Below are 21,321 nucleotides of genomic sequence, written 5' to 3' on the forward strand. Positions count from 1 at the left end.
CTCCCAGCTGCCCCAACCGCCCAGATCCCTTACCCTCCCAGCTTCTCCTGCTCCCTCTCAAGCCGACGGTATAAGAAAAATATGGAACAAGGTTACTCAGGCAAAGCATACCGTTGGAATCGGGAAGAATACTCTAGCAAACGCCGCTTTGTGGATATTTGGTCTTTTGTCTTGACCTTGATGTTCAAAATTTGGCGCTATAGCAAGCCCTGGAGTTACCCCGGTGGTATGACGGAAGCCAAGCAAGCAGCTAGACGCAAAGCCCAAGCAATCTGGATTAGAACTACATTCTTGGATTTGGGTCCGACTTTTATTAAGGTGGGACAGTTGTTTTCTACTCGTGCTGATATTTTCTCGACTGAATATGTAGAAGAGTTATCTAAGTTACAAGACAAAGTTCCAGCATTTAGTTATGAACAGGTGGAAGGAATTATTGAACAGGAGTTGGGTAAACCAATTTCCTCACTTTTCCAAGATTTTGAACCTGTTCCCCTGGCTGCTGCTAGTTTGGGTCAAGTCCACAAGGCTACTCTATATACTGGTGAGTCCGTCGTTGTTAAGGTGCAAAGGCCTGGACTGAAAAAGCTATTTGAAATTGATTTAGACATTCTTAAAGGTATTGCCCGTTACTTTCAAAACCACCCCAAATGGGGACGAGGTAGAGATTGGATGGGTATATATGAAGAATGTTGTCGCATTCTCTGGGAAGAAATTGATTATCTGAATGAAGGTCGCAATGCCGATACTTTTCGCCGCAATTTCCGCATTTATAACTGGGTAAAAGTACCGAGAGTATATTGGCGTTATGCTACTTCTAGGGTAATTACTTTAGAGTATTTACCTGGAATTAAAGTTAGTCAGTATGAGGCCTTGGAGGCTGCGGGTGTAGACAGAAAAGCGATCGCTCGTTATGGCGCACAAGCTTACTTGCATCAACTTCTGAATAATGGCTTCTTTCACGCTGACCCCCATCCTGGTAATCTGGCAGTTAGTCCCGACGGGGCTTTGATTTTCTACGACTTCGGGATGATGGGTACAATTAAGTCGAATGTCCGGGAAGGACTAATGGAAACTTTATTTGGCATCGCCCAAAAAGATGGCGATCGTGTGGTAAAATCCCTAGTTGATTTAGGAGCGCTCGCCCCAGTTGAGGACATGGGACCTGTCCGTCGTTCTGTCCAGTATATGCTGGATAACTTCATGGATAAGCCTTTTGAAAACCAATCGGTGGCAGCTATCAGTGAAGATTTGTACGAACTGGCCTATGATCAACCATTTAGATTTCCAGCAACTTTTACCTTTGTCATGCGTGCCTTTTCCACCCTGGAAGGAGTCGGTAAAGGTCTAGATCCAGAGTTTAATTTTATGGAAGTTGCCCAGCCCTATGCAATGCAGCTTATGACAGATAACAGTAGTTCTGAGGGGAATAGCTTCTTGAATGAATTAAGTCGTCAAGCAGTCCAAGTTAGCAGCACTGCTTTAGGATTACCACGGAGATTAGAAGATACTCTAGATAAAATAGAACGTGGGGATATCCGGCTTCGAGTTCGCTCCGTAGAAACAGAACGTCTGATACGGCGACAGAGCAATATTCAACTGGGAATAAGCTATGCTCTGATTATCAGTGGTTTTACAATTGCCGCTACAATTCTCCTCGTTAGCCATTATGTATGGTTAGCAAGTCTGATTGGTTTAATTGCAGCATCAGTTTCATTCATGCTGATTCGGTTGCTTTTGCGTCTCGACCGTTATGATCGAATGTATTAATTAGTCGCTTACGAAAAATCTATGAAACTTGACTCTACCGGTTTATCAGATCCGGGGCTTATTCGTGCTTATAATCAAGATTCCTACTATATTGACCCCGCAGGGCGATTCTTTATCGTCGCTGACGGTATGGGTGGTCATGCGGGAGGAGAAGAGGCTAGTCGTATCGCTACTCAAGAAATTCGTTCATACTTGGAGCAAAATTGGCAATGCCCCGAATCAGCATCAAAACTATTACAACAAGCCCTATCTACTGCAAATCAAGCTATAGTCCAGGATCAGCAAAATCATCCTGAACGTGCTGATATGGGAACAACAGCGGTAGTAGTTGTGATTCGTCCCGGAGAATCTCCCGTATGCGGTCATGTTGGTGATTCCCGTCTTTACCGTCTGCGGAAATCACAATTACAACAAATTACAGAAGACCATACCTGGATTGCCAAGGCACTGAAAATAGGCGATATTACTCCTGATGAAGCTAGGGTTCATCCCTATCGTCATGTTTTATCCAGTTGTTTGGGTAGAGAAGACCTGAATCAGATTTCAGTCCAACAACTAGATTTAGAACATGGCGATCGCTTATTATTATGCAGTGATGGACTTACAGAAGAACTTGTAGACGATAAAATTGCCAGTTACCTTCAAGGCACACCTTCCCTAGAAATAGCAGCCGAATCTCTCGTAGAAGCCGCAAAAGAAGAAGGTGGAAACGACAACATCACCGTCGTTCTCGTCTCTGTAGAAACCTGATTTTCTAATTATTCAGTGATAGTAGTCAGGAGTCAGTAGTTAAGAGTATCTTGCCTATTTTCTCTTGCCTATTCCTTCCCCCCTCACTACAAAAAGTAAATATACTGAATATTTTGTTCAATTTGAGCATTTTTCCCATCAATAACTTGCTAAAAATATTTCTACCCTCCAAATATCATAGGAGTTTAAATTTTTCTAATTACCCCAACTGGCATATTCCACCGGGTAATATGTCTAAATAAACAGCAAATATCATGTCAACTGTCTACAGCATCTAGATGAAAACCCAATTAGTTACCTCTGATTAGAAATAAATCTAAAAAGATGGGCAAACTGTCAAACATTTGTTATATTTCTTAATATAGAGAAACAAATGTTAACCAAAATCTAGAAATCACTTCTGCGGATGTTTATGTGACATAGCAAATTGCAGAAAAAAGCAGTACAGAACCTAAGTAAAAAGTAAAACTGGCTTTTACTTTTTACTACTGACTCTTAACTCTTCAATTCTGTTGTCAATGTCGTTTTTATACGTTGTTTGTTTTGGAGTTCATTATGAATCAACCAATTGAACTGTCCTTGGAACAGCAATTTAGCATTTGCTCCTTTGCTACACAAGTCCAACAGATGAGCCACGAACAAGCTCAAGACTTTTTAGTTAAGCTCTATAGACAAATGATGGTGCGTGAAGCAACTTATCAAGAACTGCTTAAACAACAGTGGGGTCTAGACTCAGGTTCTAGCATGGCCTAGAGAAAAATCCGGGGATATATCCTTAAATTAGGGATAATTAGCAATAATTACCGTGAATTTCTCCTAACAGCACCTCTTGAGATGCTCCTGTCACAGAAGGTAAGTTACCAGGAATACCGATACTGCGCCAATATGCTAAAACCGCAAAAGCGATCGCCTCCTTAAAGGACGCGCTTATGCCCAGCTTGTCCGTAGTAGAAACTGGAACTTTCCCCAATAACAACTCTAGCCGCCGTTTTAAGTAAATATTACGACTACCACCACCACATAATAACACCTGATGTGGCCTTCTTGGTAGAAAAGTGTCATAATTGTGAACAATAGAAACCGCCGTCAGTTCTGTAATGGTTGCCAAAAAATCCGCAGGCCATGTACTGAACTGATAGCCTTGAGCATCTTCTAAACACTGATGTAAATAAGCGACACCAAATAACTCACGTCCAGTAGATTTAGGCGGTGGCAAGTGAAAATACTCATGACTGAGCCATTTTTCTACCAATGGATAACATGGTGTACCACTAGCTGCCCAATCACCATTTTCATCATAAGTTTTAGCACCATTGGTAAAATGTTGTACAGCCAAATCCAATAGACTATTACCTGGACCTGTATCCCAACCCCGAATTTGGGACAACCAATTATCACTGACTGCTGGTAGGTAAGTTACATTACTGATACCACCGATATTTTGTATACAACGTTCTTCCCGTGAATCACCCAGTAAATAGGCATCAACTCTAGGAACAAGGGGCGCACCATGGCCACTAGCTGCAATATCAGCAGATCGGAAATTACTGACAGTAGTAATACCAGTTAGATGGGCAATTAGTGATCCCCGTCCCAGTTGGAAACTATAACCCAGTTCTCCTGCTCCCCGACGGGGACGATGGTAAACAGTTTGACCATGAGAACCGATCAAAGTAGCTGCTTGATGACCAACTTGGATAAATTGAGCAGCTTCAGCAAAAGTCCGAGAGATAGCATCATCTATGGTAGCTAATTCTGCCATTGATACAGCAGCACCAGCACCAAGTTCTAGAATTTGTTCTCTGAGTTGCGGGGGATAGGGATATGTTTCCCCTGCTATTAACTCCACCTTGAGATCCAAATCCCTACCAGAAATTTCCACTAAAGCGGTATCTATACCATCTACAGATGTACCACTCATTAAACCGATAACGCGAGTCGGGTGCATTGACTCAAATACTTTTATGGATATCAATAGTAGTGTAATTCATACCATTACCCATGTCAAAAGAAAATGACTAATTGACCACTGACCAACAACTAATTTTGTTCACGATTGATCTCTTGTAAATCCAGGGCATAATTTAAGCGTAAAATATTCACCCCTGGTTCACCGAAGATACCCAAAAATCTACCATCAATATACTTAGTAATTAACGGGATGATATCATCTTCCTTTATCCCCCGTGCCTGTGCCACTCTTTCCATCTGTTCTCGTGCTGCTTTCAGAGAAATATGGGGATCTAAACCTGAGCCTGATGTATAAATCAAATCAGCTACAGCTTGTTTATTTTCATTTTGTAATTCTTCCGCTTGTTTAAGAATGCGTTCCTTGAGTTGAGGATTAGTAGGAGCAAAATTGCTACCTCCAGAAATACCCGCAGGTTGAGCTTTTTTACCTTGGCTATATCTGACAGCACTAGGACGACCATGAAAATAACGGTCTGAGGTAAATCCTTGACCAATCAAAGTTGAACCAATGGGTTGAGCATTGACATTTGATATGATACTACCATTAGCTGAAAACGGAAAAATTGACTGGCCTACCAGCAATATAAACAGGGGATATATCATTGCTGTTAATAACCAAATCACCAGAGTAATTCTGACCGCTCTGAAAATTTCTCTAAAAATAGACATAATTTCATTTTTAATTTTATTGAAACTTGTTTTAATTTGTAAATTATTAAAAGCGTTCTGGCTGAAAAATCACTATAAACAAATAAACTACTAACATTAAAGTAGTAAAACCTAAAATACCAATTGCCCAAGCAGAAACTTTATCTAAACTACCGCCACTATTAGCATAAACCACTGGGGCAATCAATAAATTTAAACACATCACCAGAAAAATAATCATGGGTAATTGGTATTTAAATCTGGATAATCTCATAAATTGTATCAGTTTCATCAGATGTCGTTATGACAAGGGAACTCTTAACTCTTAACTCTTAACTGGGAAGAGGTTTTGGGCAACTTTACTTTTCGTTACTTATGTCGGTTTTTTTCCGTTCACCTACTTAGTAAGATCTCAAGAATAATTAACCGCTTAATTTAATAATTTAATTTAATTTAAGCTAAACCGACAAATGTAATCATCATATCTATTAATTTAATCGCAATAAATGGCGCAATTACCCCACCTAATCCATAAATTAAAATATTTCGTTGCAGAAGTTGATTAGCTGTCAAAGGTCGAAATTGAACACCTTTTAATGCTAGGGGAATCAAAGCCGGAATAATTAAAGCATTGTAAATTAATGCGGACAGAATAGCCGAATTAACACTAGTTAACTTCATAATATTCAGACTTTCTAGTTTAGCAGCAGTGAAAAGTACGGGAATAATCGCAAAATATTTAGCAATATCATTAGCAATAGAAAAGGTTGTCAATGCTCCACGAGTAATTAACAATTGCTTACCAATACTAACAATATCAATTAATTTGGTAGGATCAGAATCTAAATCTACCATATTAGCAGCTTCTTTGGCTGCTTGTGTTCCCGTATTCATGGCCACACCTACATTAGCCTGTGCTAAAGCGGGAGCGTCATTAGTTCCATCTCCCGTCATCGCTACTATTTTACCCTCAGCCTGTTCCCGTTGAATCACAGTTATTTTATCTTCTGGAGTAGCTTCAGCGATAAATTCATCTACTCCCGCTTCTTGAGCAATTACAGAAGCAGTAATACGATTATCTCCCGTGAGCATGATTGTTCGTACCCCCATGCGTCGGAGTTGGTCAAATCGTTCACGGATACCCGGTTTAACAATATCTTTGAGATAGATAACACCGTAAATTTCATGATCAAGACAAACAGCTAGAGGTGTACCACCTTGACGAGAAACTTGCTCATAAGCAACATCCAATTCTGGGGTATTCCGTCCATGACGCGACAGGATAAAGCCTTTAATTGCTTCCACTGAACCTTTCCGTACTTCCCTACCACCAGGTAAATTAGTACCACTCATGCGGGTTTTGGCCGAAAATTCTATCCCTTGGGCTTGGTTGCGGTCTAAATCAAAATTTGCACCTAACTTTTCTGCCAGTCGGACAATAGATTTACCTTCTGGAGTATCATCAAAGATACTAGCTGCCAAAGATACATTAGCAATTTCTATGACTGAGTGGCCATTGATAGGAATAAACTCCTCTGCTAAACGGTTTCCCAGAGTGATTGTCCCAGTTTTGTCAAGAACTAGGGTACTTATATCTCCACAGGCTTCTATGGCTCTTCCAGAGGTAGCAATGACGTTAAATTGAGCTACCCTATCCATACCCGCAATACCAATGGTACTCAGTAAACCGCCGATAGTTGTGGGTATAAGTGCTACTAAAAGAGCAATGAGAACCGGTACACTAACAGGACTATTCACATAGTAAGCAAAGGCGGGAAGAGTTGCCACTACAAATAGAAATACCAAGCTCAGAACCGCTAATAATACTGTTAAAGCAATTTCATTAGGCGTTTTAGTACGCTCTGCTCCTTCTACTAAAGCAATCATCCGATCAATAAAGCCTTTACCGGCTTCGGCCGTGACACGAATAATTAGTTCATCGGATATAATGCGTGTACCTCCCGTAACAGAACTAGCAACATCCGAGCCTGATTCTTTGAGAACAGGGGCAGATTCGCCAGTAATCGCTGATTCATCCACAGACGCGACACCCATGATTACTTCACCGTCCGCAGGTATAATATCACCTGATACGACGTGGATAGTATCCCCCCGGTTTAAACTGGTGGCCGGAACTTCTATAATTGTCCCGTCAACACCAATCTTTTTGGCGTTAGTAGCTGACTGCGTTGAACGTAAAGTATCAGCTTGGGCTTTCCCTCTTCCCTCCGCTACAGCTTCAGCAAAGTTACTAAATAGAATTGTAAACAGCAAAATTCCCGTTAACAGCCCGTTAAATAAATAGGGGTTTTTTTGGTTTATCGGTCCAAATAATTGGGGATAAATCGTCACAAAAAAGGTGATAATTGTTCCTACCCATACCAAAAACATCACCGGATTTTTGATAGCATATTGAGGATGCAATTTCATAAAGGCATCCCTAATTGCTCGAATATAAAGGCCTTTGTTCGTTACCCGCGTTTTTCTGTGTTTTTGACGGCGATAACGAGGACGGGAGGCTTTAGAATTAGAATTAGTTCCGTTTGAATTCATATATAACTAATTTTTTAGGAGTCACCGAGTCAGGAAGAAGAAACAAGAAACAAGAAATAAAGAGGGAAAATTATCTTCATCTTCTTATAGCATTTCCTAGTTCACAGAAGTACAGATTTATCTGCGGTTAATTTCTTATCCCTGTACCTAACTGAGATGGGAAATGCTATATTGTCTTATCTATATTAACTACCAGCAGCGAGTTTAAAACCTTCAGCGATGGGACCTAAAGCTAAAACCGGGAAAAATGTTAAGATCCCTAGGATTAAAGTGACACCAGCAGTAATACTGGTAAATAATAAAGAATCAGTTCTCAAAGTTCCCCGGCTTTCTGGACTTGCTTGTTTTTCAGACATACTATCAGCTAATAGCAACAACGCAATAATTGGTATATAACGTCCCGCAAAAATACTGATAGTTGTACTTAAATTCCACCATAATGTACCGTCATTTAATCCCTCTAAACCAGAACCATTATTAGCTGCGGCTGAAGCGTATTCATAAACCACTTGGGAAATACCATGAAAACCAGGGTTACTAATGCCTGATAGAGATATAGGATAAGCTAAAGCCACTGCACTAGGAATTAAAACCATTATGGGGTGAATTAATAGCACCACACTAGCAAGAACAATTTCCCGTTTTTCAATTTTGCGCCCAAAAATTTCTGGAGTGCGCCCTACCATTAAACCAGTCAGAAAAACTGTGAGAATTAGATAAATGAAGAGATAAGCAGTTCCTATTCCCTGTCCACCCCAAATTATTTGTAAAAATAGGTTGAATAAGCTAGAAAATGTCCCATTGGGCATAAGAGAATCGTGCATTGCATTCACAGCACCGGACATGGTAGCAGTGGTTGTAATTGCCCATAATGCGCTCTGCGCCCAATCAAATCTGACTTCTTTACCTTCTAAATTTGGTAATTCTAATCTCAAAGCGTTGTTAATTAGTGGGTTTCCTTGTAATTCTCCTGTGGCTGTAACGCCAATAAGAACAACAAAGATTATAAACACCATCCAATATAATAACCAACTTTGTTTCAGGTTGTTAGCAAATACTCCGTAGGTATAAATTAAAGATGTGGGAATGGCCAGCATAGCGATAATTTCTATCAAATTAGAAGCACCATTGGGATTTTCAAAAGGGTGAGCGGAATTAGCAGCAAAAAAGCCACCGCCATTTTCCCCTAACATTTTGATAATCTCCCAAGAGGCTACTGGACCTCTAGCTATATACTGAATTCTTCCTTCCAAGGTTTCTACCTCCAGCGTTCCGGCTAGGGTTTGGGGTACACCTGTGATGATTAGAGCGATCGCCCCAATTATTGATAAAGGTAGTAAGATCCTAGTGATAGTCTGGGTAAAATCAACATAAAAATTCCCCAGTTTTCTCCCCGTTAACCCCCGGATAAAAGCAATTCCCACTACCAATCCACTAGCCGCTGAAGTAAACATCAAAAAGCCTAAAGCCGATGTTTCACTAAAATAACTAAAGGTATTTTCCGGTGCGTAATGTTGTTGGTCGGTGTTGGTCAGGAAGGAAATTGTGGTATGTAATAATAAATCCCATCTTATCCCCCCCAGTTCATTGGGATTCCAAGGTAAAACTTTCTGACAAGAGAGTAGGACATAAACTATACCACCCATGACTAAGTTACTGTATAGTAATGCGCGGATATACTGCCAACCTTTCATGTCATTTTTTTTACTCACACCTCCTAAAATATAAATTATTGCCTCTATGGGCTTCATTACAGGATCAAGGATTGTCCTTTCTCCCAAGAAAACACTGGCTATGTATTTTCCTAGTTTTGGAGTAATAAATACTATAATACATAGCGTTAAAGCAATTTGTAAAAAACCTTGTCCCATGTAGTTTGCACCCTACTTAAGTTCTGGTCAGTTAATACTCAACAATAACAATAATAGCTAAATTACTAGGAAGCTGAATTTTTAGCGAGTTAGATAGCCATTCATATCTGATCCTAGTTAAATATTCTATGTAATATAGAAATCCTATGTGATTTTTGATAACCTGCGTGTCCTAGCCATACAATACTCAGTACACACTTTTACTCTTCTTCTCTGTTAGGAGTTTCCTCCCCACGCCAACTAATTCAGGAACCCTGCTTGATTCCTATATATTTTTAATTTATTTAACTGCACATCAAATTATAGCATTTCCCATCCTCATTGGGAACAGGAATCAGAAATTTCACCGCAGACAAGTTTGTCACTCAGTGGAATCTCTAAAAATATAAGTGTCCTACTTAAGCTTATAGGTTTTAAATACGTCCTTAATTTTATATTGATGTTTCAAAAGAGAATGAAGGGTTAAAACCAGAAAATTAATCAAGATTATCATACATCAGTTGCCATCCCTCTTATCTAATTCCTAAATATGGCAATTTAGCTATATTTTCACCTGAATAGCCAAGAATAAAGGCAGGTGGTCTAATTCTGGTAACTCCACTGCTAAAGTATAGGTTGGCTGACTTCCATCAATTTGCAATTCTATAACTGGCATTTCGCAAGCCTCAGATTTTACAAATTCTTGACTATTATTACCCTCAAGTTGCAAAATCCCCGATGTTGGTAATTTACCGTGAACCGTTAAACTCGTAAATTTACCTGAATTACGTAATTCTACCCGAATATTCAGAGTCCCCACAGTAGTCAGCCATTGTCTTTCTACCAAAGGCTGATTCAATGAAATCGGCAAAGTTAAATTTTCCAGCAGTTGTTTAGCTGCCATTAACGACAACGCCATTTGCTGACGTGGTAGTAAATCAAAATAATCGCTCTCAATATTAGGCACTGTCAAGGTATCTGCCGAACGATAAGAGCTTCTCAGGACTAACGCAGCCAAATCATTAATTGACTGGGTATCCGTGGGGAACATACTTTCTACCACCTGAACTAATTTAGCTCCCAGAGGTATGGAAGATGTCAATAAAACTTGACATTTTGCTAACAATTGCCAGAAAACTTGATCAGGCAAGGGAATAGGCAAATTTAGTTTAGACTGGTGGACTCTCCACCCCCAAACGGGAACTAATCCCAGAGATTGTTCTTCTACACAGTCAGGATATTCTCCCAATTGTGTTTCCCAGGGGAACAACGGGGGATTTTTTACTATTTGGTCTTGTAAACGACGCTTAAGAATAGCTTGAAAACGTTCTTGCACAGTAGGAATTTCTCCCAATTGAAAGGTTTGGGGCTTTTCTTGTCAAGCTCAGTTCACCGTTAAAAGGCTACCGTCTTGAGACGAATGACTACCCCATCAGTTTCGTCACATTCTCACAAACTACACCTGTAGGTATTGAAGTTATGATTTTTCAATGCCCAAGGAAGTTGATAATTTTATGAGGATTCACAAGTCACCATTCATGGGTAGATGCACTAGATCCGGAAACTAAGGAGTTACGAATTTCCCAAGCTTGTTCTAATATCTTAAACCAACGTTTCTGTAATTGTGCCATGGACAAGCCTACAGTCTTAGATATTTGCTCATCAGGTTTTCCTTGCTGCTTCAAATCTAAGATAGACCTTTGTTTATCATCTAGCTGGGCTAAATAAGTTTCCCATTGAATCGGAGTTAAACCCAAATTAGTGGGTAAAGAAACTTCTAACCACTCATGTACCAATTCCCAGCGATGTAAAAGGGCAAACCGAATTAAATGATATTTAAACCGTTGCTGTAAGTAATCACGCTGCCGAGATGTTAAACCCAAAATTGACTCAATTTCTGGTGCTGATAAATCCTGAAGACGAAGAGTAAAGTAATCAACACAGTCAGATTGTTCTTTTTCCTGTAAATAATTGATTAATTCTGTAATGACAACAGACCGCAGGGTATCTTCTTCCGGTTCGGGCTGGGAAGCCATAGCCGAACGCAATTGGTGGATAGCCGGCTCTTCCCAACAACTATCAGACTCACCACCACCACCTTCAGAAGCCTGTTCTATATCTACACTTGTTTCTGGAGGTTGCTGTTTTGAGAAAGTTTGCGCCCGGAGAATAATTAATTGTTGCTGTCTTCCAGGTAGGGGAATCCGACGTTTACCATATCTCTCGGTAAATGCCATGTATTCTCCCAATTCCAATAGAGTCTGGGGGCGATAGGTCGGACCTAGTTGGTTCTCCCTTCTAAAGGCATTTAAAGCCTCCAAATAAAAACTCTGAAGGAAATCTTCAATGATAGTCAACCGCCCTTGATAGCTTAATTGCTTGTGAGGGGGATTAATATAACGGTAAACAATTGCACTCAGTGTACTGTGGAGTTCTACCCTGCCACGACTTGAACCTAACTGATAGTATCGGATACACTGTTGTAAGCGATGTTTAGCTAGGCTCATGGCTGAACTTTCTACAGACCCCGAAGTTTGAATGCGTTTACTTTCATTACAAACCCGCAGGACTTCGTTAGTAATTCTCACGGATACATCATGACAATTTTGCTCCGAAGCCCTAGTTGACTGTTGAAGTTCCCTAAATAGGAATTGAAAGATGACCTCCACGCGGATAGAAATTTTCCCCTGAGTAGTTGCGATTGCGGCTGAATTCATAGTCCCAGTTCTCAAAACGACCCTAACATATTTTGGACACGACTTGTTAGACTTTGGATATTAGCTTCATGGTTTTTTTCTTGAACCCAAACCAATTTATATTGAGGGTGTGGCCGCCAAAAAATATTGAACTCGTAAATCTCAATTTTCTGGGATATTCTTTCCTCATTTTTTAGCCATTACCCAAAAGTCATTAACAATTCATGATGGATTTAGAAGCACAAATTCAATTGCTGATAGACAATGCACCCCAGGATGGTATGACACCACAACTTATGGTATCAATCGCTCCTGTATTAGTCGCTATTGCCCAAAGGTTAAAACACTACCAATACTTTATCCTCGAAAATTCTGAGCAGGATTGGGTTTTAACTACGTTGAGCAATCGCGCAAATCCAGGAATAGAAAAGCAAGTTATTTACGCTTTCCCTACCATACAGGATGTTTCCCTGATCTCGGATGCTGGGCGTGACCCTCAAGTGATGCCAGCCTCCATGTATGTTACCCACCTTTTGTTCCAATTAGTAGCCCTCAAACCATTACACAGCATAGTTTTCCTGGAAACACCAGGAATTATCACCCATACCGTCGAAGTGCGGCGCTCTGAACTGGAAACCCTAATTGGGCAACAACTACAAAGATTTAGACACTCAAGAAAAGTTCCTCCCCAGATTGCTTAAATACCCGAAAAAACTCAAAAAAGATGGGAAATCAACTCGGAAGCGTGGAGATTTAACACCCAACATCCCAAATCTTAGATCTCCCTCAATTTTTTAGTAGAGCCGACTCAGTACATAGTCAGTTAAATCCATTAAGGCTTGGCGTGATTCTGATGGCTCTAAAATGCTGATATGCTCATTGGCTAATTTGGCGTGGTGAGCAGCTAATTCTCTAGCTCGCTCAATACCCCGACTATCATGAATTAGCGCCAATGCCTGCTCTAAATCCCCACTCTGGGCAAACTCCCTGGCAATTAAGGCCTCTAAGTCGGGTTTTTCCTCCAAGGCATATAAAGCTGGCGCTGTGAGGTTGCCACTTTTGAGATCAGAACCGGCTGGTTTACCCAGGGTGTCTGTTGAACTGGTGAAATCAAGAATATCATCTACTATCTGGAAGGAAAGACCTAGATGACGACCATAACTGTACAAGTGTTCGGCAGTTTCTAGGGATGTTTCACTAATTAGTCCAGCCGCTTTAGAACTGTTGGCAATTAATGACGCTGTTTTGTAATAGCTCTTTTGCAGGTAAGTTTCTGTAGAAAGACTAGCATCAAAACGATTTAGCCCTTGCTGGATTTCCCCAGCCGCTAAATCCATAATTACTTCTGAAAGTAGTTTGACAACATCTAAATTGTTCAGGTTCGCTAAATACCAAGAGGATTGAGCAAAAAGAAAATCCCCCGCCAGCACAGCAATGCGATTACCAAACAAACTATGTACGGTCGGTACGCCACGCCGGACGTTTGACTCATCTACTACATCATCATGTACCAAACTAGCTGTGTGGATCATTTCTGTAATCTCTGCCAATCGTCTGTGACGCGCTGTGATATCTGTATTTAACATAGTCGCCCGCGATATAAGCAGCACTATGGCGGGTCTGATGCGCTTACCCCCAGCACCGAATAAATGTTCGGCTGCGGCATAAAGAATGGGGTGGCGATTTCCAACTAGCTGTTTAAGGTTATTTGCTAGTATTTGCAGGTCTGCTTCCACAGGGGTAAACAGGGAGGTGGCTGGGGTCATGGATGGGCGGACTCTGGCTTAGTTTACGAAAGTTTACATATCCTTTAATTTTAAGATAACCCAGTGTCACCGCAAAGTTTTCCTCCAGTAATCTGATTTTTAATATCTATTAAGTTATTTATATATCGGATTGGAATTATGTTATAATAATAAGTTATTTTAAAATGCTCGATTTGTGCTAATTCCCCGAAAAAGATCGTCATCATCGAAGATACAATGTTAATAAAATAACACTTAGTATAGATTAATCTAAGTTACTTGTCAACAGTAAAAAAATTTAAAATTTAGTCTAGAAGTTAGCTTCAAATTCAAGGTGGTTGTGTTACGCTAAAACCTAGAGATATTAAATTTTTGAGATTATTCACTTCCTAAGTAAAACCATTTTCTGATGATTTTACGCAATAGCGTTGTGAGTCTAAAATAACTCGTCGCTCAAGAGAAGATGGAAGTTATTCCTATTTAGACTTTGTGCGACAAGCATACCTTTTGAGTTGAATTATGCTTTTCCAATCATGGAACTAACTCAACGTATTCAGCCCACGTTGAGTAACGGCGTATATCTATTAAAATTGGTGTGAGGTCAATAACACAGGCTAGGTAAACTGCTGATGAGCGCGGTTACAGATTGCTACTTAGCAGTTTGGCTGCTGTCGGATGTATGGTCTGGGAAAGTTGATTTTAAAGAAAATAAATGGATTGGCCAGAGAAATTCGGGTTTTCTGCTGGTTGTTCTGGTATAGCTAACTACATTCATCAAGAATACACTTGGTTGACTGGAGTTTTGCTAGTTTCGTATGCAATTTTATATTCCTTAGCAATCAAAGATGGTGGAACAATGATTTACGGAAATATGCCTATGATGATATTTATTTTAGCTGCTGGATACTTATTCAGTGTATACCTGTTATTAGCATTGGCAAAGCGAACAGGCAAAAAAGATGTGCATCAAAGCGATTCATTTAATTCTAGTATTGGACGAGATAATTATAAGCAGCAGAGGGGATTAACCGCGAACGTTACCGAAGCAGTGAATAGTCGGTGAAAGAAACCAGCACAGGGTAGGGAAACAATAGACGAATTTTGTTTGTGCTTCCCTATTCTGACCCTGTGAGGAAAGGGAATCCCGTCTTTAAGAGACAACGGCATCCGCAAAGCATACCTGTTCCACCATCGGAGTATAGCCCAACCACTGCAAACCAGACTGAGTAAATTGTTGCGGACAACCGCTGACAGCGAAGCGGGTAGGCAGGGGTGGATGAGTATTTTTAATACCTAACATATCTAGCTCTTGGGAGCAAGCGACGACAACATGAACTGCTGGGTCAATTAGTTTGACCTGGGTGGGGAGGAGCGATCGCAAAACTGGTGATAAATGAGGATAATGGGTACAACCATAAACTAAAGTATCTATTTCTTGGTGGAGTAAAGGTTCTAAATAAGTTTTGGCTATTTCAGTAGTATAAGGGTCATGGATGCGATTTTGCTCAATTAGAGGGACAAACTCTGGACAACTCACTTGCCAAACTTGGACATGAGATTTAATTTCTAAAATAGCTTGCCGATAGGCATTGCTTTTAGCCGTTGCTGGGGTAGCAATAACACCAATGCGCTGCCCTTGCTCAACAGCAGCCTTTGCACCTGGTAAAATCACACCTAAAATGGGGAAATCAAATTCTTGACGGACAATATCTAATGCCAGAGCCGAACTGGTGTTACAAGCCATAATTGCCATTTTAACCCGTTGCTGCTGCATCCAGCGCAGGATCTCCCGGACAAATTGCAGAATTTCTGTTTGAGAACGAATACCATAAGGAAGACGGGCTGTGTCCCCCACATAAATAATTGATTCATTGGGAAGTTGCTGATACAGTTGTCGCAGTACGGTTAGTCCACCGACACCGCTATCAAATACCCCAATAGGAGCGCGTTGAGGTTCTTGACGGGAGAAAGCATGAAAATGACTATCAAAAATAGAAGATGAATACACAGCAAATATTAATTTAGATTGTGGTTAGTGGTTAGTGACCAGTGGTTAGTTGTTAGTGGTAAAGAGAAAAAAATATACCATTTCCTAGTCCACTGAAGTAAAAAATTATCTGCAGTGAACTTCCTGATTCCTGTACCTAATGAGGATGGGAAATGCTATAAACAACTAATAATGAATGATTAGCAATGATTAGCAATGATTAGCGTTGTTTTAAATAATTGAGAACACCACGAGCTATGCCCTCAGCCATAAGAGTTTGATAGTCTGATGATCCTAGACGGGGATTATCTTCTCGACCAGTCATATAACCTGTTTCCACTAAAATAGCAGGCATAGAATTTTTTCTCAGCACATAAAACCTAGCTTTACGAGTTCCTCGATTATTCAAGGTACTAATATTTTGGAGAATAGTTTGACGAACAGTTTCTGCCAAACCATAACCACTGTCATAATAGTAGACTTCTAAGCCATTGACATCAGGGCGATTGTCCACGGAATTAGCGTGAATACTGACGAACACAGTAGCATTGACACGCTTGGCTATATCTACCCGTCCTTGGAGTTCCACAAAAAAGTCAGCATCTCTAGTCAGTACCACCTGCACACCATTTTGCTCTAAGATTCTAGCCAATTTTGTGCTAATAGGTAAAACAACATCCTTTTCTAGTAACCCACCGAGTCCAGGAGCGCCAGAATCCTTACCACCATGTCCCGGATCAATAACTACTAAAACCTTTCCTTTAGGGACTGGTAGAGGTGGCTGGCCAAAAGGTGTTTTAACGGTTTGGGATAAATCCGTGATCAAATCCGGGGTATTTAATGGTGGTGTAGGCGCGACAGGAGGTGTAATCTCAGGGACTTGAGGGCGGAGAGTACTTTGTAATGGTAGTGCTAACAAACTAGAGGGGACTTGATTCAGTACGCCAAAGCTAACACCAGACGCAGGTTGAACAAGAACAACTACGGTATTGGGAGCTTGGGGTTGAAGACGGACTTTGAGAATAGGGCTATTGGTATTAAAAGTAGGACCTTGGACCTGATTAGCTAACTTAGCATTAGGAATAGTGATCCAAAATAGACCTGAGCTTTTATCCCAGTTGCTAGTAGCAGATATAGCTTGGTCGGCTCGAATTAGTAATTGTCTGCCATTTGCACCTATTTCTACAGATTGAATAGTCGCAGGGGAGTCACTAACTGATGGTGTAGAGGATTGATAGTTATTAGATAACTTAGTCACACGATCTGGTATGACGATAAAACCGCTATTACCACTAGCTATTGCTCGCCAATTGCGACTAGTGTTATCTAACTGCAAGGTCATGCGAACAGCAGACGGACTACTTGGTAATTGGCTAAATTGGATGCGCCGGACACCATAGCGGTTAATTAATAGGTCACTTTGTCCCATATTTGGTGATAAAACCGCACCAAGGATATCAATATTAACAGAGCGATTATCAAGACTGGGATTGACTTGCAATTGGGCATTACCGGACAACCACGGGGAGTTTGCCCCTACGCCCACAAAAAAACCATCTCCTGTGACTTGTAATTTCTCGATTTGAGTTACCTGTTTAGACGGGGTAACGGGATTTTTTGTGACTACGTTGTAAATACTGTTGGGAGAGCGTGTAGCTTGAGATAATTGAGATAATTGAGATAATTGAGATGATTGATCTAAGGATGAGCGTGTTGATGGTTCTCTAGTATGCCCAGAAATAACTTCTGGATTCGGTAATTCTACTATCCAGCGTTTACCATTTGTGGGAACAAATTTGATTTGCGCAGAGTTGAAGGTGTAACCAGGGGCAAGTTCTACAACTAAGCGCGTTGTTTGTGCGTCAAATTGCCCAATGCGGATAGCGCGAATTTGGCCACCAATTTCTTGTATTAATTGTGGACGACCAAATTCTGTCCCTGGTAAGTCAATTACCAAGCGAGTCGGGTCAAAAATCAGTTGGGCTTGGGGTTGGACAGCAGTAGATGTATTAATTTCCAGCCGATTTTGATTAGGATCAAACCGCCAAGATTCCAATTTTCCAGCCAAAGCAGGCGAAGATAGCATGAAAACCGCGCCAAAAGTGCTGGGTATTAACCAATGTAGTTTCACAATCCTTTCTCCTGATTTGCATTTATCATGATTCAATATCTCAATTTAGGGGCTAATCTTCACACTATCACCGCCTCAACTTTGACTTTGCTCAAGTCCAAGATTGTTGCTTTACCATAAGACACGGCTAATGGCGTAGTATTTTAGCATATAATTTTATTTTTGGGATTTTTTGAGCAAATTTATTTTTCTGACAATTTTTCTGGCATTGGTGATCATATCTGGTGGTGAGTGTTGCAAATTACTATTTATCTGGATCTTAAATACTGAAGAATCCCTTGGGCGATCGCATCTGCCATTTGATTTTGATAAGCTGGACTATTGAGATTAGCAACATCTTCTCTACCAGTTACGAAACCAGTTTCTACTAAAATTGACGGCATGGAGTTTTTGCGAAGCACATAAAATCTAGCTTTCCGTACATTCCTATCTTTAACATTGAGACTTTGCAGAATTTTACTATGGACAATGCGAGCTAATGTTAGACCACTGTCATAATAATAGGTTTCTAACCCGTTAACTTCTGGACGATTCGCACCTGCTGAATTAGCGTGGATACTCACAAATACATCAGCTTTAGCTCGTTGGGCCATAGTTACCCTTCCCGGTAAAGTCACAAAATAGTCAGAATCCCTAGTCATAATCACTTGAATACCGTTTTGTTCCAAAACTTCAGCAATCCTTTTCCCAATAGGTAAAATAACATTCTTTTCCTGCACTCCCCCGATACCAACCGCACCTGAATCTTTACCACCATGTCCGGGGTCAATTATAACTACTAATTTTCCTTTGGGAACTGGGGTCTGAGGTCTGATTTCTGGCTGTTTTGAATTTAAGTCAGGTAGTTCTTGCCTTGGTGGTGATAAAGGTGGTAAGCTCAGAGGTGGTCTAATCAGACGAGATCCTTGCAGTTTTAAAGCCAACAGGTTGTCTCCGGCTGGATTAATCGCGCCAAAGCTAATACCTAATGCAGGTTGAATAAAAATCACCACAGTATTTGGCGGTTGGGGTTGAAGACGGAGTTTGAGAATGGGACTATTTGTCTCAAAAGTTGGACCTTTGACCTCCGGGGCTAACTTAGCGTTGGGAATGGTAATGCGAAATAAACCAGATTTTCTATCCCAACCAGTGGTAGCAGATACAGCTTGGTCGGACTTAATGAGTAATTGTGTGCCATTATTAACAATTTCTACAGATTCAATGGTTGCAGTCGAGCCGTTATTGCCGTTATTATTTATACTTGGCGGCAGATTCTCATTTTCAGGTAAACTCACAACTCCCCTGCTAGGAAGCAGAACTAAACCACTGCTACTGGAAGTTACTCGCCAGTCAGGGCTATTTTCCTCTACCCTCAAGGTCATACGCACAGATGTTGGTGTCGTTCGCAATTGAGTAAATTCAATACGGGAAACACCGTATTTATTAACTGCTAAATTTCCTGGAGTTAAATTTGGTGATAAAGTTGTATCCAGGATATCAAGAAATATAGTAGTTTTATCACGGCTTCTGATGATTCTCGTTTGAGGACTACCGCCATTAGTGCGAACAAAAAAGCCGTCACCAGTAATTTGTAAATTCTCCAACTGAGTTTTTCCCCCACTACTACTCGCTATTGGTGAAAAGTCAGGTTTAGATTGGGGGACGATATTAGCTAGATTGTAATTATTATTAGTAGTATTTTCAGGATTTTCCCCCTGGGGTGATAGAGACTCCCTTTCTAATTTCGGTAATTGTACAGCCCAACGATTAGCACGTTTAGGAACAAATTTTACCTGATTAGGGTCTAGGGTATAACCAGGACTCAATTCTAAAACTATCCGTGTTGTTTGTTCGTCAAACTGGCCAATGCGAATTTCCCGCACTCCTCTACCAGGTTGGGTTAACTGAGAACGTCCCAATTTCACACCCGGTAAATCAATTACTAAGCGAGTGGGACTAAAAATTAGCTGTGCTTGTGGTTGGACACCACCACTTGTATTAATTTCTAACAGGTTTTGATTGGGGTCAAATCGCCAAGATTCCAGGGTTGTGGCTAAACTCGGCGACGATAGCATGAGTATACTTCCAAAAGTACCGGGTAGCAACCACTCTAATTTCACAGTTCTTTTCTCCTGATTTATATTTATTGAATTAGTGAATATCAAATTAATATCTTTAAATATCTCAAAAATTTGATAATTTGTCACACTATTTCCATTATTCTCCTTGACTTGAGAGCAAGAAATTTATGAAAAACTATCAGCGATTATAAATCCCTACTAGACAAACAGCGTCAATACTTAAACAAGCTTAGTCATACCCTGGACTAAGGAAAAATCCAGGGTTTTGTCTGTATAGCCCGCCACTTCTAGTCGCCAATGTCAATAAAAAATACCCACCACTGTCAACTGCTGACATAAAGAAAGCAGGTTATTCTCCCTACTAAAAAATCTGCAATTTATAACAACTAAACAGAGAAAAAATAGAACCATAAAACATGATCAAGTCTACTAATAATGGGAAACAAAGAAAAATTTGTCAAGACCAAAGGAAATTCAATTAACCCTTCTATTCATTTTCTAAGTGAGATGATGACAATATCAAAAGAGACGGATCTCTAATAACATAAGTTTCCTTTAACCTCCTTACTTAGTCAACTTACAAAGCACAACAGATATAGAAAAACTAAATAGCTCGATTATAGCATTAATTCACCAATTATTGAGATGATTAAGGAACAAGTCGGGGATTTGAGACTTTTGTTGATTCAACCCCCTAAATACTTGCTTTTTAAATATAGGAATTTGCCTTCATTTAAACCTCCTCCAGGAGACCCCCACCAAAACTGTACTCAGTTTGGTGATGGGAGGAATGGAGGGTTAATTGTGAAATGTCCCTTGAGTAATTTTGTGCGTCAGCACAAACAGCGAGAGGGACAGTTGAGCAATTAACAAATCTTTTATACTGCATACGAATAACCATCCTTTGCGTGAATGCGTTTACAAAACTTATGTGATATTCCTTGAATCAATCCATTTTTAATATAAATATTGAAACTACCAGTTGAACGAATAGCCACTTTTCCTACATAAGTACCAATCTTTTTACCCGTGGTGACAACTGCTTTAGCGATATCGCCAGTTTGAAAACCAAAATGTATTTTTTCTCTCGGTACGTGCCTACTCGGAAAACCGTACTTGTCGGTTCGGCAAGATTGTCTAGAACCGTGACCGTTAGCTGTAAT

At 40.3% G+C, this 21,321-nt stretch carries 16 protein-coding genes and 1 pseudogene; 5 read left to right on the forward strand and 12 right to left on the reverse strand.

Annotation, left to right across the window (positions count from 1 at the left end):
- Nucleotides 1-81 precede the first annotated feature (81 nt).
- The 3 genes from H6F39_RS00625 to H6F39_RS00635 all read left to right on the forward strand — a co-directional run bounded on the left by H6F39_RS00625 (nucleotide 82) and on the right by H6F39_RS00635 (nucleotide 3,270).
- Nucleotides 82-1,767, forward strand: a complete 1,686-nt coding sequence (locus H6F39_RS00625; protein ID WP_137907999.1) for an AarF/ABC1/UbiB kinase family protein — start codon at nucleotides 82-84, stop codon at nucleotides 1,765-1,767.
- Between the two features lie 21 nt (nucleotides 1,768-1,788).
- Nucleotides 1,789-2,517, forward strand: coding sequence for a Stp1/IreP family PP2C-type Ser/Thr phosphatase (locus H6F39_RS00630; protein ID WP_137907998.1), 729 nt, complete (start codon nucleotides 1,789-1,791; stop codon nucleotides 2,515-2,517).
- 555 nt (nucleotides 2,518-3,072) lie between these two features.
- Nucleotides 3,073-3,270, forward strand: a complete 198-nt coding sequence (locus H6F39_RS00635; protein WP_028083489.1) for an NblA/ycf18 family protein — start codon at nucleotides 3,073-3,075, stop codon at nucleotides 3,268-3,270.
- Between the two features lie 37 nt (nucleotides 3,271-3,307).
- Here the strand turns inward: H6F39_RS00635 and H6F39_RS00640 are convergent, their stop codons facing one another.
- The 7 genes from H6F39_RS00640 to hetZ all read right to left on the reverse strand — a co-directional run bounded on the left by H6F39_RS00640 (nucleotide 3,308) and on the right by hetZ (nucleotide 12,256).
- Nucleotides 3,308-4,465 (reverse strand): anhydro-N-acetylmuramic acid kinase, encoded by a 1,158-nt coding sequence (locus H6F39_RS00640; RefSeq protein WP_137907997.1) that lies wholly within the window; start codon nucleotides 4,463-4,465, stop codon nucleotides 3,308-3,310.
- Nucleotides 4,466-4,557: 92 nt separating this feature from the next.
- Entirely contained in the window at nucleotides 4,558-5,157 is a 600-nt protein-coding gene (kdpC, locus tag H6F39_RS00645) for a K(+)-transporting ATPase subunit C (protein ID WP_137907996.1), read from the reverse strand.
- 46 nt (nucleotides 5,158-5,203) lie between these two features.
- Nucleotides 5,204-5,410, reverse strand: coding sequence for a potassium-transporting ATPase subunit F (locus H6F39_RS00650; protein ID WP_236097121.1), 207 nt, complete (start codon nucleotides 5,408-5,410; stop codon nucleotides 5,204-5,206).
- A 179-nt stretch (nucleotides 5,411-5,589) separates the two neighbouring features.
- Complete coding sequence (gene kdpB, locus H6F39_RS00655) at nucleotides 5,590-7,689, reverse strand: potassium-transporting ATPase subunit KdpB (protein ID WP_137907994.1); 2,100 nt, start codon at nucleotides 7,687-7,689, stop codon at nucleotides 5,590-5,592.
- A gap of 185 nt (nucleotides 7,690-7,874) precedes the next feature.
- Nucleotides 7,875-9,560, reverse strand: a complete 1,686-nt coding sequence (kdpA, locus tag H6F39_RS00660) for a potassium-transporting ATPase subunit KdpA (protein WP_190396039.1) — start codon at nucleotides 9,558-9,560, stop codon at nucleotides 7,875-7,877.
- Nucleotides 9,561-10,101: 541 nt separating this feature from the next.
- Nucleotides 10,102-10,875 (reverse strand): PatU, encoded by a 774-nt coding sequence (locus H6F39_RS00665; protein WP_306420213.1) that lies wholly within the window; start codon nucleotides 10,873-10,875, stop codon nucleotides 10,102-10,104.
- 193 nt (nucleotides 10,876-11,068) lie between these two features.
- Entirely contained in the window at nucleotides 11,069-12,256 is a 1,188-nt protein-coding gene (hetZ, locus tag H6F39_RS00670) for a heterocyst differentiation protein HetZ (protein WP_137907991.1), read from the reverse strand.
- 206 nt (nucleotides 12,257-12,462) lie between these two features.
- Between hetZ and H6F39_RS00675 the strand changes: the two genes are divergently transcribed.
- Nucleotides 12,463-12,936: a hypothetical protein gene (locus H6F39_RS00675; protein WP_190371412.1), complete on the forward strand. Its 474-nt coding sequence runs from the start codon at nucleotides 12,463-12,465 to the stop codon at nucleotides 12,934-12,936.
- Nucleotides 12,937-13,029: 93 nt separating this feature from the next.
- Here the strand turns inward: H6F39_RS00675 and sds are convergent, their stop codons facing one another.
- Complete coding sequence (gene sds / locus H6F39_RS00680) at nucleotides 13,030-14,001, reverse strand: solanesyl diphosphate synthase (protein WP_137907990.1); 972 nt, start codon at nucleotides 13,999-14,001, stop codon at nucleotides 13,030-13,032.
- Nucleotides 14,002-14,836: 835 nt separating this feature from the next.
- On the opposite strand from sds, the gene H6F39_RS00685 reads away from it, so the two are divergent.
- A complete protein-coding gene (locus H6F39_RS00685) occupies nucleotides 14,837-15,043 on the forward strand; it encodes a hypothetical protein (RefSeq protein ID WP_137908039.1) in 207 nt (68 codons plus the stop codon).
- An 87-nt stretch (nucleotides 15,044-15,130) separates the two neighbouring features.
- On the opposite strand, the gene murI is transcribed toward H6F39_RS00685, so the two are convergent.
- The 4 genes and pseudogenes from murI to H6F39_RS00705 all read right to left on the reverse strand — a co-directional run.
- Nucleotides 15,131-15,988, reverse strand: coding sequence for a glutamate racemase (gene murI, locus H6F39_RS00690; protein ID WP_137907989.1), 858 nt, complete (start codon nucleotides 15,986-15,988; stop codon nucleotides 15,131-15,133).
- 199 nt (nucleotides 15,989-16,187) lie between these two features.
- Complete coding sequence (locus H6F39_RS00695) at nucleotides 16,188-18,098, reverse strand: N-acetylmuramoyl-L-alanine amidase (protein ID WP_190396040.1); 1,911 nt, start codon at nucleotides 18,096-18,098, stop codon at nucleotides 16,188-16,190.
- 248 nt (nucleotides 18,099-18,346) lie between these two features.
- Nucleotides 18,347-20,197, reverse strand: coding sequence for an N-acetylmuramoyl-L-alanine amidase (locus H6F39_RS00700; protein ID WP_137907987.1), 1,851 nt, complete (start codon nucleotides 20,195-20,197; stop codon nucleotides 18,347-18,349).
- 839 nt (nucleotides 20,198-21,036) lie between these two features.
- Nucleotides 21,037-21,321, reverse strand: a pseudogene (locus H6F39_RS00705) (HNH endonuclease); the annotation flags it as partial.

The sequence above is a fragment of the Dolichospermum sp. FACHB-1250 genome, assembly GCF_014696335.1.
GTDB lineage: Bacteria > Cyanobacteriota > Cyanobacteriia > Cyanobacteriales > Nostocaceae > Dolichospermum > Dolichospermum planctonicum.

Bases quoted from the DNA above. Each gene is read 5' to 3' on its own strand.
- H6F39_RS00640 (WP_137907997.1), bottom strand. From the start codon at position 4,465: ATGCACCCGACTCGCGTTATCGGTTTAATGAGTGGTACATCTGTAGAT.
- kdpB (WP_137907994.1), bottom strand. From the start codon at position 7,689: ATGAATTCAAACGGAACTAATTCTAATTCTAAAGCCTCCCGTCCTCGT.
- kdpC (WP_137907996.1), bottom strand. From the start codon at position 5,157: ATGTCTATTTTTAGAGAAATTTTCAGAGCGGTCAGAATTACTCTGGTG.
- H6F39_RS00685 (WP_137908039.1), top strand. From the start codon at position 14,837: ATGATTTACGGAAATATGCCTATGATGATATTTATTTTAGCTGCTGGA.
- H6F39_RS00650 (WP_236097121.1), bottom strand. From the start codon at position 5,410: ATGAGATTATCCAGATTTAAATACCAATTACCCATGATTATTTTTCTG.
- kdpA (WP_190396039.1), bottom strand. From the start codon at position 9,560: ATGGGACAAGGTTTTTTACAAATTGCTTTAACGCTATGTATTATAGTA.
- H6F39_RS00635 (WP_028083489.1), top strand. From the start codon at position 3,073: ATGAATCAACCAATTGAACTGTCCTTGGAACAGCAATTTAGCATTTGC.
- hetZ (WP_137907991.1), bottom strand. From the start codon at position 12,256: ATGAATTCAGCCGCAATCGCAACTACTCAGGGGAAAATTTCTATCCGC.
- H6F39_RS00630 (WP_137907998.1), top strand. From the start codon at position 1,789: ATGAAACTTGACTCTACCGGTTTATCAGATCCGGGGCTTATTCGTGCT.
- sds (WP_137907990.1), bottom strand. From the start codon at position 14,001: ATGACCCCAGCCACCTCCCTGTTTACCCCTGTGGAAGCAGACCTGCAA.
- H6F39_RS00625 (WP_137907999.1), top strand. From the start codon at position 82: ATGGAACAAGGTTACTCAGGCAAAGCATACCGTTGGAATCGGGAAGAA.
- H6F39_RS00675 (WP_190371412.1), top strand. From the start codon at position 12,463: ATGGATTTAGAAGCACAAATTCAATTGCTGATAGACAATGCACCCCAG.